This window comes from Streptomyces sp. HPF1205, from assembly GCF_020400825.1.
GTDB lineage: Bacteria > Actinomycetota > Actinomycetes > Streptomycetales > Streptomycetaceae > Actinacidiphila.
In genome coordinates, this window is record NZ_JAINVH010000001.1 from 66,685 (window position 1) to 79,582 (window position 12,898).

General features: G+C 73.8%; 10 protein-coding genes. 9 read left to right on the forward strand and 1 reads right to left on the reverse strand.

What is annotated here, in order from left to right; all coding sequences use genetic code 11:
- Window positions 1–307 precede the first annotated feature (307 nt).
- The 6 genes from K7G61_RS00250 to K7G61_RS00275 all read left to right on the forward strand — a co-directional run bounded on the left by K7G61_RS00250 (window position 308) and on the right by K7G61_RS00275 (window position 8,934).
- Window positions 308–1,660: a NarK/NasA family nitrate transporter gene (locus K7G61_RS00250; RefSeq protein WP_225844415.1), complete on the forward strand. Its 1,353-nt coding sequence runs from the start codon at window positions 308–310 to the stop codon at window positions 1,658–1,660.
- Between the two features lie 311 nt (window positions 1,661–1,971).
- Complete coding sequence (locus K7G61_RS00255) at window positions 1,972–3,135, forward strand: uroporphyrinogen-III synthase (protein WP_225844416.1); 1,164 nt, start codon at window positions 1,972–1,974, stop codon at window positions 3,133–3,135.
- A 277-nt stretch (window positions 3,136–3,412) separates the two neighbouring features.
- On the forward strand, window positions 3,413–3,985 hold the full coding sequence (locus K7G61_RS00260; protein WP_225844417.1) for an ABATE domain-containing protein: 573 nt from the start codon (window positions 3,413–3,415) through the stop codon (window positions 3,983–3,985).
- Between the two features lie 184 nt (window positions 3,986–4,169).
- On the forward strand, window positions 4,170–6,431 hold the full coding sequence (locus K7G61_RS00265; protein ID WP_225844418.1) for a UvrD-helicase domain-containing protein: 2,262 nt from the start codon (window positions 4,170–4,172) through the stop codon (window positions 6,429–6,431).
- A 434-nt stretch (window positions 6,432–6,865) separates the two neighbouring features.
- Window positions 6,866–8,311 carry an NAD-dependent malic enzyme gene (locus tag K7G61_RS00270; protein ID WP_225844419.1) on the forward strand — a complete coding sequence of 482 codons (1,446 nt, stop codon included), beginning with the start codon at window positions 6,866–6,868 and terminating at the stop codon, window positions 8,309–8,311.
- A 341-nt stretch (window positions 8,312–8,652) separates the two neighbouring features.
- Complete coding sequence (locus K7G61_RS00275; RefSeq protein ID WP_225844420.1) at window positions 8,653–8,934, forward strand: HU family DNA-binding protein; 282 nt, start codon at window positions 8,653–8,655, stop codon at window positions 8,932–8,934.
- A 173-nt stretch (window positions 8,935–9,107) separates the two neighbouring features.
- Here K7G61_RS00275 and murA read toward each other — a convergent pair whose 3' ends face one another.
- Window positions 9,108–10,487 (reverse strand): UDP-N-acetylglucosamine 1-carboxyvinyltransferase, encoded by a 1,380-nt coding sequence (gene murA / locus K7G61_RS00280; RefSeq protein WP_225844421.1) that lies wholly within the window; start codon window positions 10,485–10,487, stop codon window positions 9,108–9,110.
- A gap of 207 nt (window positions 10,488–10,694) precedes the next feature.
- Between murA and K7G61_RS00285 the strand changes: the two genes are divergently transcribed.
- The 3 genes from K7G61_RS00285 to K7G61_RS00295 are packed head-to-tail and all read left to right on the forward strand — an operon-like array spanning window position 10,695 to window position 12,895.
- A complete protein-coding gene (locus K7G61_RS00285; RefSeq protein ID WP_225844422.1) occupies window positions 10,695–11,273 on the forward strand; it encodes a YqgE/AlgH family protein in 579 nt (192 codons plus the stop codon).
- A 28-nt stretch (window positions 11,274–11,301) separates the two neighbouring features.
- Window positions 11,302–11,598: a DUF3039 domain-containing protein gene (locus K7G61_RS00290; protein ID WP_225844423.1), complete on the forward strand. Its 297-nt coding sequence runs from the start codon at window positions 11,302–11,304 to the stop codon at window positions 11,596–11,598.
- A 25-nt stretch (window positions 11,599–11,623) separates the two neighbouring features.
- The gene (locus tag K7G61_RS00295; RefSeq protein ID WP_225844424.1) at window positions 11,624–12,895 is read left to right on the forward strand and encodes a hypothetical protein; all 1,272 of its coding nucleotides are present in this window, start codon (window positions 11,624–11,626) and stop codon (window positions 12,893–12,895) included.
- The last annotated feature ends 3 nt before the right edge of the window (window positions 12,896–12,898 follow it).

A 12,898-nucleotide genomic window follows, 5' to 3' on the forward strand; every position in this document is an offset into this window, starting at 1 on the left:
ACTGAAAAGGTTTGTCCCGACTGCGCGCCGACCATGATCACCACGTTGTGAGGGGTCGCGGCGGATGAAGCGCTTCATCGAAAATTTCGCGGACGAGGTTTGAAGCGCTTCGCTCCGGTTCCGCGCCGCAACTGCGAGCGGCCCCGGCAGTCTTGGCCGATGGCGGCTCACAGCCCTGCCGCCCCCCGGGTGAGTGCATGGTTGCGCCCGCGTCACCTGAAGCCACGGGTCGGAAACTCCCCGTTCCTATCGTCGGCACCAGCCGGCACGGGAAGAGCGCGGGAAGAGCGTGGGAAGGGTGGGCGTGATGAGTCGCTGGATCGAGCAGTGGGACCCCGAGGACGAGCGGTTCTGGAACGAGGGCGGAGGCAGGCGCGTCGCCCTGCGCAACCTGGTGTTCTCCGTGGTCAGCGAGCACATCGGCTTCTCGGTGTGGAGCCTGTGGTCGGTGATGGTGCTGTTCATGGGGCCCGGGTACCACGTCGACCCGGCCGGGAAGTTCTTCCTGGTCGCCATGCCCACCCTGGTCGGCGGCGTGCTGCGGGTGCCCTACACCTTCGCGGTGGCGAAGTTCGGCGGCCGCAACTGGACCGTGGTCAGCGCCCTGATGCTGCTGGTGCCGACGGTGACGGCCGCGTTCGTGATGAAGCCCGGGGTCTCGTACACCACCCTGATGCTCGTCGCGGCGCTCACGGGCGTCGGCGGCGGCAACTTCGCCTCCTCCATGACCAACATCAACTCCTTCTACCCGCTGCGGGAGAAGGGCTGGGCGCTCGGCCTGAACGCCGGCGGCGGCAACGTCGGCGTGGCGGCGATCCAGCTGGTGGGGCTCGCCGTGATCGCCGGGGCCGGCGCGGGCCACCCGAGGATCGTGCTGGCCGTCTACATCCCGCTGGTCGTCGTGGCCGCCACGCTGGCCGCGCTGTTCATGGACAACCTGGCGCCGGTGCGCAACGACACGGGCGCGGCGATCGCCGCCGCCAGGGACCCGCACACCTGGATCATGTCGGTGCTGTACATCGGCACCTTCGGCTCCTTCATCGGCTACAGCTTCGCCTTCGGTCTCGTGCTGCAGAACCAGTTCGGGCGCACCCCGCTGCACGCCGCGTACCTCACCTTCATCGGGCCGCTGCTCGGCTCGCTGGTACGGCCGATCGGCGGGCGGCTGGCCGACCGGTTCGGCGGCGCGCGCATCACGCTGTGGAACTTCCTGGCGATGGCCGCGGCCACCGGACTCGTCGTGGCCGCCTCGCAGACGCGCTCACTGGGGATGTTCCTGCCCGGCTTCATCGTGCTGTTCGTCCTCAGCGGCCTCGGCAACGGCTCGGCGTTCAAGATGGTCCCGGGCATCTTCCACAAGAAGGCCGAGGCCCGGGGGCTCACCGGCGAGGCCGCGGCGGCCTGGAGCCGGCGGCTGTCGGGCGCCTCCATGGGGCTGATCGGCGCGGTCGGGGCACTGGGCGGCGTCGCCATCAACCTCGCCTTCCGCGAGTCCTTCCTCAGCCAGAAGTCCGGCACCCCCGCGTTCGTGGCCTTCCTCGCCTTCTACGGGGTCTGCTTCCTGGTCACCTGGGCCGTATACCTGCGGCGCGGCGCCCCGGCGGCGGCCGGCCGCGAGCAGGCCGCACCCGCCGGGACCGCGGCGTACGCCGAGGTGTGACCGGCCCGCCCCGGCACGTAACATCCGGGAAATCCCGGCGAACCGCGTCCGACACCCCGCCTTGGCACCATGCCGGGGTGCGGGGCGGTGCCGGTGCGAGTGCCGGTGCCGGTACGCGGGCCGGGCGCGCCGAGCGGGCGCGGGCGGCGCGGGGGCGGGAACGGGACAAGGCGGCGACGAGGAGATCAGGAGACGCGGCAGCCGGGCATGACGGGTACGGATCGAAGCGCGCGAGCGGAGCCGGGCGCGGTCGAGCACAGCCGAGTACGAGCGGGAGGCACGCGCCTCCGGCACAGTGGGGCAGGGCCTTGATGCACACCAAGAGGATCTCCGGACCGGGCGAGGTGCCGCCGCTCGCGGGGTTCACCGTGGGCGTGACGGCTGCCCGCCGGGCGGACGAACTGGCGGCACTGCTGGAACGGCGCGGCGCGGCGGTGCTGCGCGCGCCGGTCCTGCGGATCGTGCCGCTGTCCGACGACGCGGAACTGCTCGCGACCACCAAGCGGCTGCTGGACGACGGCCCCGACGTGGTGGTGGCCACCACCGCGATCGGGTTCCGCGGCTGGATCGAGGCCGCGGACGGGTGGGGCCTGGGCGAGGCGCTGCTGCGCCGGCTCGGCGAGGCGGAACTCCTCGCCCGGGGGCCCAAGGTACGCGGGGCGGTACGGGCGGCCGGGCTGACCGAGGCGTGGTCGCCGGCCTCGGAGTCCATGGCCGAGGTGCTCGAACGGCTGCTGGAGGAGGGGGTCGAGGGGCGGTGCGTGGCGGTGCAGCTGCACGGGGAGCCGCTGCCGGGGTTCAGCGAGACACTGCGGGCGGCCGGCGCCACGGTGGTCGGCGTGCCCGTCTACCGCTGGATGCCGCCGGAGGACCTCGCGCCGGTCGACCGCCTCCTCGACGCGGTGTTCGCCCGCGCCCTCGACGCGGTCAGCTTCACCTCCGCCCCGGCCGCCGCCTCGCTGCTGGAACGCGCCGAGCGCCGCGGCCGGCTCGGCGAACTCCTCGACGCCTTCCGCGGCGACGTGCTGGCCGCCTGCGTCGGACCGGTGACGGCGCTTCCGCTCCAGGCGCACGACGTGCCCACCCGGCAGCCGGAGCGCTTCCGGCTCGGCCCGCTGGTCCAGCTCATCGCGAGCGAACTGCCGGGCCGGGTGCGGCCGCTGCCCGTGGCCGGGCACCGCGTGGAGATCCGCGGGCACGCGGCCGTGGTCGACGGGGTCCTGCGTCCCGTGCCGCCGGCCGGGATGGCCCTGCTGCGCTGCCTGGCCCGCCGCCCGGGCTGGGTCGTGGGCCGCGCCGAACTCCTGCGGGCGCTGCCGGGCGCGGGCCGCGACGAGCACGCCGTCGAAACGGCCATGGCACGCCTGCGCTCGGCCCTGGGCGCGCCCAAACTCGTCCAGACCGTCGTCAAGCGGGGCTACCGCCTGTCCCTCGACCCGCACGCCGACGACAAGTACGGGACGGCGGACGCCTGAGGGCCGCCGCCGGGACCCGCCGCCCGCGGCGGAAGGCTCCGGCGCACGACTCCGGCTTACGGCTCCGGCTTACGGCTCCGGCATACGGCTCCGGGCCTGCGGGGCGGCGCACGGCCACGGAGGCGGCGGCCCACGCGGGCCGCGTACGGCGCCCGCGTACGGCATCGGTGTACGGCATCGGTGTACGGGGGCGCCGTCGTGGGGTAGCCCCGGGCGGGCGGGCGCGGGCACTGTAGGGGGTGGAGTGCGACCGGTGCGGCGGGGAGGCGGTGTCGCGATGCGGTTCGACAGTGGGCGGGTGTCGCTGGACCTGGTGGCCACGCGCGCCGGACGCCACCCGGTCGAGGAGGAGCTGACGGGCCCGGAGGCGCTGGGGGCGTGGATCCGCGGCGCCGGTCTCGTACCGGCCGGCACCGCCCTGGCCGTGGACGCCGGGTGGCTGCCGCCGTTCACACGGTTGCGGGACGTCGTGCGGCGCATGGTGACGGCGGAACTGGCCGGGCGCGGGCAGGACCCGGCCGACGTCGCGGCCCTCAACGACGCGGCCCGGCCGGCCCCGCCCGCCCTGTGCGCGCTGCTGGCCGCCGGCGGCGCCCTGACGAGGGGGCTGGCCACCCCGCCGACCCGCGAGGCGCTGCTCGCGGCCGTCGCCAGGGACGCGGTGGAGCTGTTCACCGATCCGCCGGCCCGCTCACAGTTGCGCCGCTGCGCGGGCGAGAACTGCACCCTGGTCTACCTCGACACCAGCCGCGGCCGGCGCCGGCGCTGGTGCAGCAGCGAGGTCTGCGGCAACCGCGAGCGGGTCGCCCGCCACCGCCGCCGTACCACCCTCAGCACCCCGCGCGGGTGACCCGCCGGGCCCCGCCGCGGCCGGTGTGCGGAGCGCGGGCGGAGGTGTCCGGGTGGGCAGAAGCGCGCAGGTCGCGTACGGTTGCAGGCTGCCCCTCCGACGGGAAACGGATTGGCGTGGGGGCCGCCCCGCCGACGGCCGGGTGGAGGGGCACCGCACGGGAGAAGGAAGAAGGGGGTCCTGCGTGGCAGCGCAGACCACAGCACCGGGGGTCCGGGAGCGGGAGATCGCCGCGGAGCAGGCACACCTCGACCGGGTGTACCGGCGCCTGGCGGAGAAGATCGACGAGGCGGAGTTCCTGATGAGCGACGCCGCCAAACGGGGTCAGGTCGGCACGCCCGGCGCGCTGGCCGAGCGCGACGCGCAGGTCTTCCGGGCGGGCATCCACCTCAACCGGCTCAACAGCGAGTTCGAGGACTTCCTGTTCGGGCGGATCGACCTGCTGCGCGGCAAGGACGGCAAGAAGGGCCCCGACGGCGCCTACACCTCGGTGGACCCCGCCGACGACGCGATCCGCGACGACGCCACCGCCGACATCGCCGAGACCCTGCACATCGGCCGCATCGGCGTGCTGGACACCGAGTACGCCCCGCTGGTCATCGACTGGCGGGCACCGGCCGCCGCGCCCTTCTACCGCTCCACCCCGGTCGCCCCCGGGCGGGTGGTGCGGCGGCGGGTCATCCGCTCCAAGGGCCGCCGGGTGCTCGGCGTCGAGGACGACCTGCTGCGCCCGGACCTGGACACCGGGCTCCCGGTCGTCGGCGACGGCGCCCTGATGGCGGCGCTGGGCCAGGCCCGCACCCACACCATGCGGGACATCGTCTCCAGCATCCAGGCCGAGCAGGACACGGTGATCCGCGCGCCCGCGGCGTCCGTCACCGAGGTCACCGGCGGACCCGGCACGGGCAAGACCGCGGTCGCCCTGCACCGCGCCGCGTACCTGCTCTACCAGGACCGGCGCCGCTACTCCGGCGGCATCCTGTGCGTCAGCCCGACCCCGCTGCTGGTCGCGTACACCGAGGGCGTGCTGCCCTCGCTCGGCGAGGAGGGCCAGGTCGCGATCCGCGCGCTGGGCTCCCTGGTGGACGGCGTCACCGCCGACCTGTACGACGAGCCGGCCGTGGCCCGCGTCAAGGGCAGCTCCCGGATGGTGAAGGTGCTGCGCAACGCCGCCCGCGGCTGCCTCGACCTCACCGAGGGCCGCCCCACCCGGCTGCGCGTGGTCGCCTTCGGCCGCCGTATCGAGCTGTCCGAGCAGGAACTTGCGGCGGTACGGCACCAGGCGCTCGGCGGCACCGCCCCGGTCAACATGCTGCGGCCGCGGGCCCGCCGGCTGCTGCTGGACGCGCTGTGGCGCAAGGCCAGCCGCCGCTTCGACGACTCGGAACTGGCCGCCGAGGAGCGCCAGGGCTTCGACGAGGACGTCTCCACCGAGCCGGACTTCACCGACTTCCTCGACGCGTGGTGGCCGGTGCTGCGGCCGCGCACCGTGCTGGCCGCCCTCGCCGACGAGCGGCGACTGGGCCGCTGGTCGCGCCGGGTGCTGACCCCGCCCGAGGTCAGGCGGGTGGCCCGCTCGCTGCGCCGGGACGGCGTCTCGGTGCACGACGTGGCGCTGCTGGACGAGCTCGACGCCCTTCTGGGGGCGCCGCCGCGGGAGAAGAAGCGGGAGATGGACCCGCTGGACCAGCTCACCGGTCTGGAGGAGCTGATGCCGGTGCGCGGCGAGACCCAGCGGGAGCGGGCCGAGCGGCTGGCCCGGGAACGCACCGAGTACGCGCACGTCATCGTCGACGAGGCGCAGGACCTCACGCCCATGCAGTGGCGCATGGTCGGCCGCAGGGGACGCACCGCGACGTGGACGGTCGTCGGCGACCCCGCGCAGAGTTCCTGGACCGACATGGACGAGGCCGACCGCGCCCGCGACGAGGCCCTGGGCACCAGGCCGCGCCGCCGCTTCACCCTCACCGTCAACTACCGCAACCCGGCGGAGATCGCCGAGGTCGCCTCGACCGTCCTCGCCCTGGCCATGCCCGGCACGCCCTCGCCCCGCGCGGTGCGCTCCACCGGGCTGCCGCCGCGCTACGAGGTGCTCGACGCGGACACCGACCCGGGGCCCCGGGTGCGGGCCGCCGCGGAGCGCCTGCTCGGGGAGGTCGACGGCACGGTCGGCGTCGTCGTCGCCATGAACCGCCGCGCCCAGGCCCGCGCCTGGCTCGACGGCCTCGGCGCCCGCGTCGTCGCCCTCGGCAGCCTGGAGGCCAAGGGCCTGGAGTACGACGCCACGGTGGTCGTCTCCCCGGCGGAGATCGCCGAGGAGTCCCCCGCGGGCCTGCGCACCCTCTACGTGGCCCTGACGCGGGCCACCCAGCGCCTGGTCGTCCTGGCCGGCCGGGACGACCTCCCCGACGGGGACGGCGTCCCGGACCTGCTGCGCCGCGACTGAAGGACGGCGCCGAGGGCTCCCGCCCGGCCGCTTCGGCCCGCCCCCGCCCTGCCCCGTCCGACCCGGAGGAAGAAGTTCGCGGCGACGGGAAGAGGTTCGGGGAGGCGTTTGTTAGTCTGAATACGGCACCGGCTCGATCCAAGCCCCCGGGCCCAACCTTAGGCGCTGCGAGCGCCCACTTGCCGCGAGGCGAGCATGGCGGGTCGGTGTCGTCAGCGTGAACGGGCGCCCCCTTCTGCGGAAGGGGGCGCCGTCCGTTTTCCGGTGTTCGGGATCCGGTTACCGTTTACGCGGCAGTAGGTGCAACGATCGACGGGTCCGGCGGCGAGCAGCACCGGTACGCACCGGAGCGGTCACCGGAGCGCCACCGGACACGCATCGACTGTCACACCGGCCGCCCGCGGCGGCCGAGCGGGAACCGGAAGAAGGTCGTCATGGCAACGGCGCCAAGCGTCTCGTACTCGATCACGGTGCGGCTGGAGGTGCCCGCGAGCGGAACCGCGGTCAGCCAGCTCACCACGGCCGTGGAGTCCTCGGGCGGGTCGGTGACCGGCCTGGACGTCACCGCGTCGGGGCACGAGCGGCTGCGCATCGACGTGACGGTCGCCGCCACCTCCACCGCGCACGCCGACGAGATCGTCACCAAGCTGCGCGGGATCGAGGGCGTCGCGATTGGCAAGGTGTCGGACCGTACCTTCCTGATGCACCTCGGCGGCAAGATCGAGATGGCGTCCAAGCACCCGATCCGCAACCGCGACGACCTGTCGATGATCTACACGCCCGGCGTGGCCCGGGTCTGCATGGCGATCGCGGCCAACCCGGAGGACGCCCGCCGGCTGACCATCAAACGCAACTCGGTGGCCGTGGTCACCGACGGCTCGGCGGTGCTGGGGCTGGGCAACATCGGGCCGAAGGCGGCGCTGCCGGTGATGGAGGGCAAGGCGGCGCTGTTCAAGCGGTTCGCCGGGATCGACGCCTGGCCGCTGTGCCTGGACACGCAGGACACCGACGAGATCGTGGCGATCGTCAAGGCCATCGCGCCCGGGTTCGCGGGCATCAACCTGGAGGACATCTCCGCGCCGCGCTGCTTCGAGATCGAGGCGCGGCTGCGCGAGGCGCTGGACATCCCGGTGTTCCACGACGACCAGCACGGCACCGCGATCGTGGTGCTGGCCGCGCTGACCAACGCGCTGCGCTGCGTCGGCAAGGAGATCGGCTCGCTGCGGGTGGTGATGTCCGGGGCGGGCGCGGCCGGCACCGCCATCCTCAAGCTGCTGATCGCCGCCGGCGTCAAGCACGCCGTGGTCGCCGACATCCACGGCGTGGTGCACGCCGGCCGGCCCGACCTGGTCGACGCGGGCCCCGGCTCGGCGCTGCGCTGGATCGCCGACAACACCAACCCCGAGGGCGTCACCGGCACCCTGAAGGAGGCCGTGGTCGGCGCCGACGTGTTCATCGGCGTCTCGGCGCCCAACGTGCTGGACGGCACGGACATCGCGCGGATGGCCGAGGGCGCCATCGTCTTCGCACTGGCCAACCCCGACCCCGAGGTCGACCCGGGCGTGGCCCGCGAGACCGCCGCCGTGGTCGCCACCGGCCGCAGCGACTTCCCCAACCAGATCAACAACGTCCTCGTCTTCCCCGGCGTCTTCCGCGGCCTGCTGGACGCCCAGTCCCGCACCGTCAACACCGAGATGATGCTGGCCGCCGCGCGGGCGCTGGCCGGCGTGGTCGCCGACGGCGAGCTCAACCCGAACTACATCATCCCCAGCGTCTTCAACGACAAGGTCGCCGGCGCGGTCGCCGACGCCGTACGCGACGCGGCCCGCGCCCAGGGACCGGCGGTCGCGGCGTCGGGTTCGTCGGCCGTCCCCGCGTAGTCCGGTCCCGCGGTCGGACGGTCCGGCGATCGAACGATTCGACCCCCGGACGGTCCGACAATCCGACCGTCCGGCCGTCCGACGAAAGGATGCTCGGGGCGGCGCGGCCGAGTGCGTGACCGGGTGGCTACCGGATGTCGCCGGGGCGGAATCCCAGCGTCCACCGGGGGACGACAATGCGTCATCACCGGGCTCTCCAGCGTCTTTTTCCGCGACTCGCGCGGGCAGGCGATTGGCTTTCCCCCCATATATGGGGGCAGGATGCACACCTGGGCAGTGAGGCACACAGCATCAGCTTCGAGCTCGCGCCCCCATGGCAGAAAGAACACGGGAGTACAGATATGAACCGCAGTGAGCTGGTGGCCGCGCTGGCCGACCGCGCCGAGGTGACCCGCAAGGACGCCGACGCCGTTCTGGCCGCGTTCGCCGAGACCGTCGGTGAGGTCGTGGCCAAGGGTGACGAGAAGGTCACCATCCCCGGCTTCCTGACCTTCGAGCGCACCCACCGTGCCGCCCGTACCGCCCGCAACCCCCAGACGGGCGAGCCGATCGACATCCCGGCCGGGTACAGCGTGAAGGTCTCCGCGGGCTCCAAGCTGAAGGAAGCCGCCAAGGGCAAGTAAGCGGCCCGGGCGCGCTGAGCGTACGAGGGCGGCGGCCCCCCTTCCGGGTGGGCCGCCGCCCTTTCTTCGCCCTCTTCGCCGCCTTGGCCGCCGCCTCCGCCCTCCTGGGCGCCTTCCCCGGTCTTCCCGGCTTCCGGGCCCGTCCGGCGCCTTCCGGCGTCCTCGGCGTACGGTCAGGCGACCGCCGCCGCCTCGCCCCGGCGGTCCCCGCCGGTCCCGCCGTGCTCGCCCGGCGGTTCGATGTTCGCGCCGAGGTCCCGCAGCTTCTCCAGGAAGTTCTCGTAACCGCGGTTGATCAGGCTGATGCCGTGCACCCGCGAGATGCCCTGGGCGGCCAGCGCCGCGATCAGGTAGGAGAAGCCGCCGCGCAGGTCGGGGATGACCAGGTCGGAGCCCTGCAGCTTGGTCGGCCCCGACACCACCGCCGAGTGCAGGAAGTTGCGCTGCCCGAACCGGCAGGCGCTGCCGCCCAGGCACTCGCGGTAGAGCTGGATGTGCGCGCCCATCTGGTTCAGCGCGGACGTGAAGCCGAGCCGCGACTCGTAGACGGTCTCGTGCACGATGGACAGCCCCGACGCCTGGGTGAGCGCCACCACCAGCGGCTGCTGCCAGTCGGTCTGGAAGCCGGGGTGGACGTCGGTCTCCAGCGCGATGGCGTTCAGCGGACCGCCGGGGTGCCAGAACCTGATGCCCTCGTCGTCGATTTCGAAGGCGCCGCCGACTTTCCGGTACGTGTTCAGGAACGTCATCATCGACCGCTGCTGCGCGCCGCGCACGTAGATGTCGCCCTCGGTCGCCAGCGCCGCGCTCGCCCATGACGCGGCCTCCAAACGGTCCGGAATGGCCCGGTGTTTGTAGCCGCCCAGCTTCTCCACTCCGGTGATACGGATGGTGCGGTCGGTGTCCATGGAAATGATCGCGCCCATTTTCTGCAGGACGCAGATCAGGTCCTCGATCTCCGGCTCCACCGCCGCGTTGGTGAGTTCGGTCACGCCCTCGGCGAGCACGGCGGTCAGCAGCACCTGCTCGGTGGAGCCCACCGACGGGTACGGCAGCCGGATCTTGGTGCCGCGCAGCCCCTTGGGCGCCTCCAGGTACTGCCCGTCGGCCCGCTTCTCGATGACCGCGCCGAACTGGCGCAGCACGTCGAAGTGGAAGTCGATCGGCCGGCCGCCGATGTCGCAGCCGCCCAGGCCCGGGATGAAGGCGTGGCCGAGCCGGTGCAGCAGCGGCCCGCAGAACAGGATGGGGATACGGGAGGAGCCGGCGTGCGCGTCGATGTCGGCCACGTTGGCGCTCTCCACCCGCCTCGGGTCGAGCACCAGCTCGCCCGGCGTCTCGCCGGACTTGACCGTCACCCCGTGCAACTGCAGCAGCCCGCGTACCACCCGTACGTCGCGGATGTCGGGGACACCCAGCAGTCTGCTCGGCTCGCTGCCCAGGAGGGCGGCGACCATGGCCTTCGGCACGAGGTTCTTCGCGCCTCTGACCCGGATCTCTCCCTCGAGTGGGGTTCCGCCATGGACAATGAGTACATCGGCGATGTCGGTCATGGTCTCGCGATCGTCGGACGGTCAGGAACGGTCTTGAACGGTGGGACTCAGCCGCCGGACGGTCCGGTCCGGACACGGTCCGGGACCCGGGAACGCTCGGTCGGGCGCGGGGAGATGAGCCCGCTCTCCGCACGCGCGGAGGTGAGCCATGGTAATCCGCTTGACGGGCCGGTCCGTGCGACCGCGCGATGCGGGATCATGTCAAACATGACCGAGGTGTCCTCGCTCACCGGCCGGCTGCTCGTCGCCACCCCGCGACTGGCCGACCCCAACTTCGAGCGGTCGGTCGTGCTGCTGCTCGACCACGACGCCCAGGGGTCGCTGGGCGTCGTCCTCAACCGCCCCACCCCCGTCGGCGTCGGCGACGTGCTGCGGCCCTGGGCCGCGCTCGCGGGCATGCCGCAGGTCGTCTTCCAGGGCGGGCCGGTCTCCCTGGACTCCGCGCTGGGCCTGGCCGTGGTGCCCGGCGGGCCCCGGGCCGGCGAGAACACCGAGCTGCTGGGCTGGCGCCGGGTGCACGGCGCGATCGGCCTGGTCGACCTGGAGGCGCCGCCGGAGCTGCTCGCCGCGGAACTCGGCTCGCTGCGGATCTTCGCCGGCTACTCCGGCTGGGGCCCGGGCCAGCTGGAGAAGGAGCTCGACGACGGCGCCTGGTACGTGGTGGAGTCCGAGCCGGGCGACGTGTCCTCGCCCGCGCCGGAGACGCTGTGGCGCTCCGTGCTGCGCCGCCAGCGCAGCGAACTGGCCATGGTCGCCACATATCCCGACGACCCGTCTCTCAATTAGCGCGGTTCCTCATTTACGCTTGACGGTTATGAGCACTCTTGAGCCCGAGCGCGGGGCGGGCACCGGCACCCTGGTCGAGCCGACCCCGCAGCTCTCCCACGGTGACGGCGACCACGAGCGCTACGCGCACTACGTCCAGAAGGACAAGATCATGGCGAGCGCGCTGGAAGGCACGCCCGTCGTCGCGCTGTGCGGCAAGGTCTGGGTCCCCGGCCGCGACCCGAAGAAGTACCCGGTCTGCCCGATGTGCAAGGAGATCTACGAGGGCATGCCGCTGGGCGGCGGGAACGGCGACAAGTCCGGCTCCGGCAAGGGCAGCGCCTGACCGCCGTCGGCCTTCAGGGGAGGACGTGAACGGCGAGGGTGACGGCGGCGTGTCCGGGACGCCGGACGCGCCGGACGACGACGCCAGCAGCGGCGAGCGGGTGCACGCCCTGGTCCGCCAGGGCAGGTACGCCGAGGCGCACGCCGTGGTCAGCGACGCCTTTGTGGAGCGCAACGGCAGCGCGGGCTACCTGCTGCGGGCCTGGATCCTGGCCCAGGAGCGGCGGCCCGCGCAGGCCCGCGAGGCCGTCGACTGGGCGCTGGCGATCGCCGGCCCGGCCGAGGCCGCGGACGTCTTCGTACTGGCCGGTGTGGTCCTGCTGTCCCTGGACGAGGCGCACGCGGCCCTGACCGTGGCGCTGCGGGCGAGCGGCGGCGCCCCCGACGGCTGGGAGCCGGCGGTCCTGCTGTCCGACGTCTACCGGCGGCTCGGCCGGGTGCCCGACGCGGTGGCCGCCGCCCGCCGCGCGGTCGCGCTCGCCCCGCGCGAGGCCGAGGCGCAAGTCGCCCTGGCCCGCTCGCTGGCCGCCGGCCGCGGCGTGCTGGGCCGCATACCCGGGCGGCTGCGCCCGGAGTACGAGTCGGCCGTCGAACGCGCTCTGCTGCTCGGCGCCGACCCCGGCGAGCTGACCGCCCCGCGCGGCGGCGCGGCCGTGGGCGCGGTCGCCCTGATGCTGCTGGTGGGCATCCAGCTCTTCCACATCGCGGGCGGCGACGTGTGGCAGCTCGCCGCCGCCGGGACGGGCGTGGCCGTGTCGGTCGCCGTGGTCGGCACGCTGGCGGTACGCGCCGGCCGCCGCACCGGCGTCCCGCTGCGGCACCGCCTCACCGGCATCCGCGCGACCGTACGCACCGAACTGGCCGTCGACCCGGGGCTGCGCCGGGTCCGCGAGACCACCGCGGTGGCCGCCCTGCCGCTCGTGCCGCTGCTGACCACCGCCGTCCCCTCCGACCGGGCCAGCCGCGGCCACCCCTGGCCGCAGTGGGCCGTGGCCGTCGTGGCCGGAACCGCGCTGCCCCTGCTCCTCCTGGTCGCCCTCGCGGTCGGCTGGTGGTACGGGGCGCGGTTCGCCCGCCGGGCCTTCCTGCACACCTGGACCGGCCGCCTGCAACTCGCCGGCGCGGTCGCCCTCCTGGTCGCCACCTTGACGGTCTCCGCCGTGGGCGTCCCCGGCCGCGCCCCCTGGACCGCCCTCATCCTGGCCCACCTCACATGGCTGGTGCTGGCCGCCGTCCTCACCGCCGTCCGCGGCAACCGGGCACGCGCCTCCCGCTGGCAGGAGCACCCCGCCGGGTGACGG

Excerpts from the sequence above, each read along its gene's own strand:
- K7G61_RS00250 (WP_225844415.1), top strand. The coding sequence starts at position 308 with ATGAGTCGCTGGATCGAGCAGTGGGACCCCGAGGACGAGCGGTTCTGG.
- K7G61_RS00255 (WP_225844416.1), top strand. The coding sequence starts at position 1,972 with ATGCACACCAAGAGGATCTCCGGACCGGGCGAGGTGCCGCCGCTCGCG.
- K7G61_RS00260 (WP_225844417.1), top strand. The coding sequence starts at position 3,413 with ATGCGGTTCGACAGTGGGCGGGTGTCGCTGGACCTGGTGGCCACGCGC.
- K7G61_RS00270 (WP_225844419.1), top strand. The coding sequence starts at position 6,866 with ATGGCAACGGCGCCAAGCGTCTCGTACTCGATCACGGTGCGGCTGGAG.
- K7G61_RS00275 (WP_225844420.1), top strand. The coding sequence starts at position 8,653 with ATGAACCGCAGTGAGCTGGTGGCCGCGCTGGCCGACCGCGCCGAGGTG.
- murA (WP_225844421.1), bottom strand. The coding sequence starts at position 10,487 with ATGACCGACATCGCCGATGTACTCATTGTCCATGGCGGAACCCCACTC.
- K7G61_RS00285 (WP_225844422.1), top strand. The coding sequence starts at position 10,695 with ATGACCGAGGTGTCCTCGCTCACCGGCCGGCTGCTCGTCGCCACCCCG.
- K7G61_RS00290 (WP_225844423.1), top strand. The coding sequence starts at position 11,302 with ATGAGCACTCTTGAGCCCGAGCGCGGGGCGGGCACCGGCACCCTGGTC.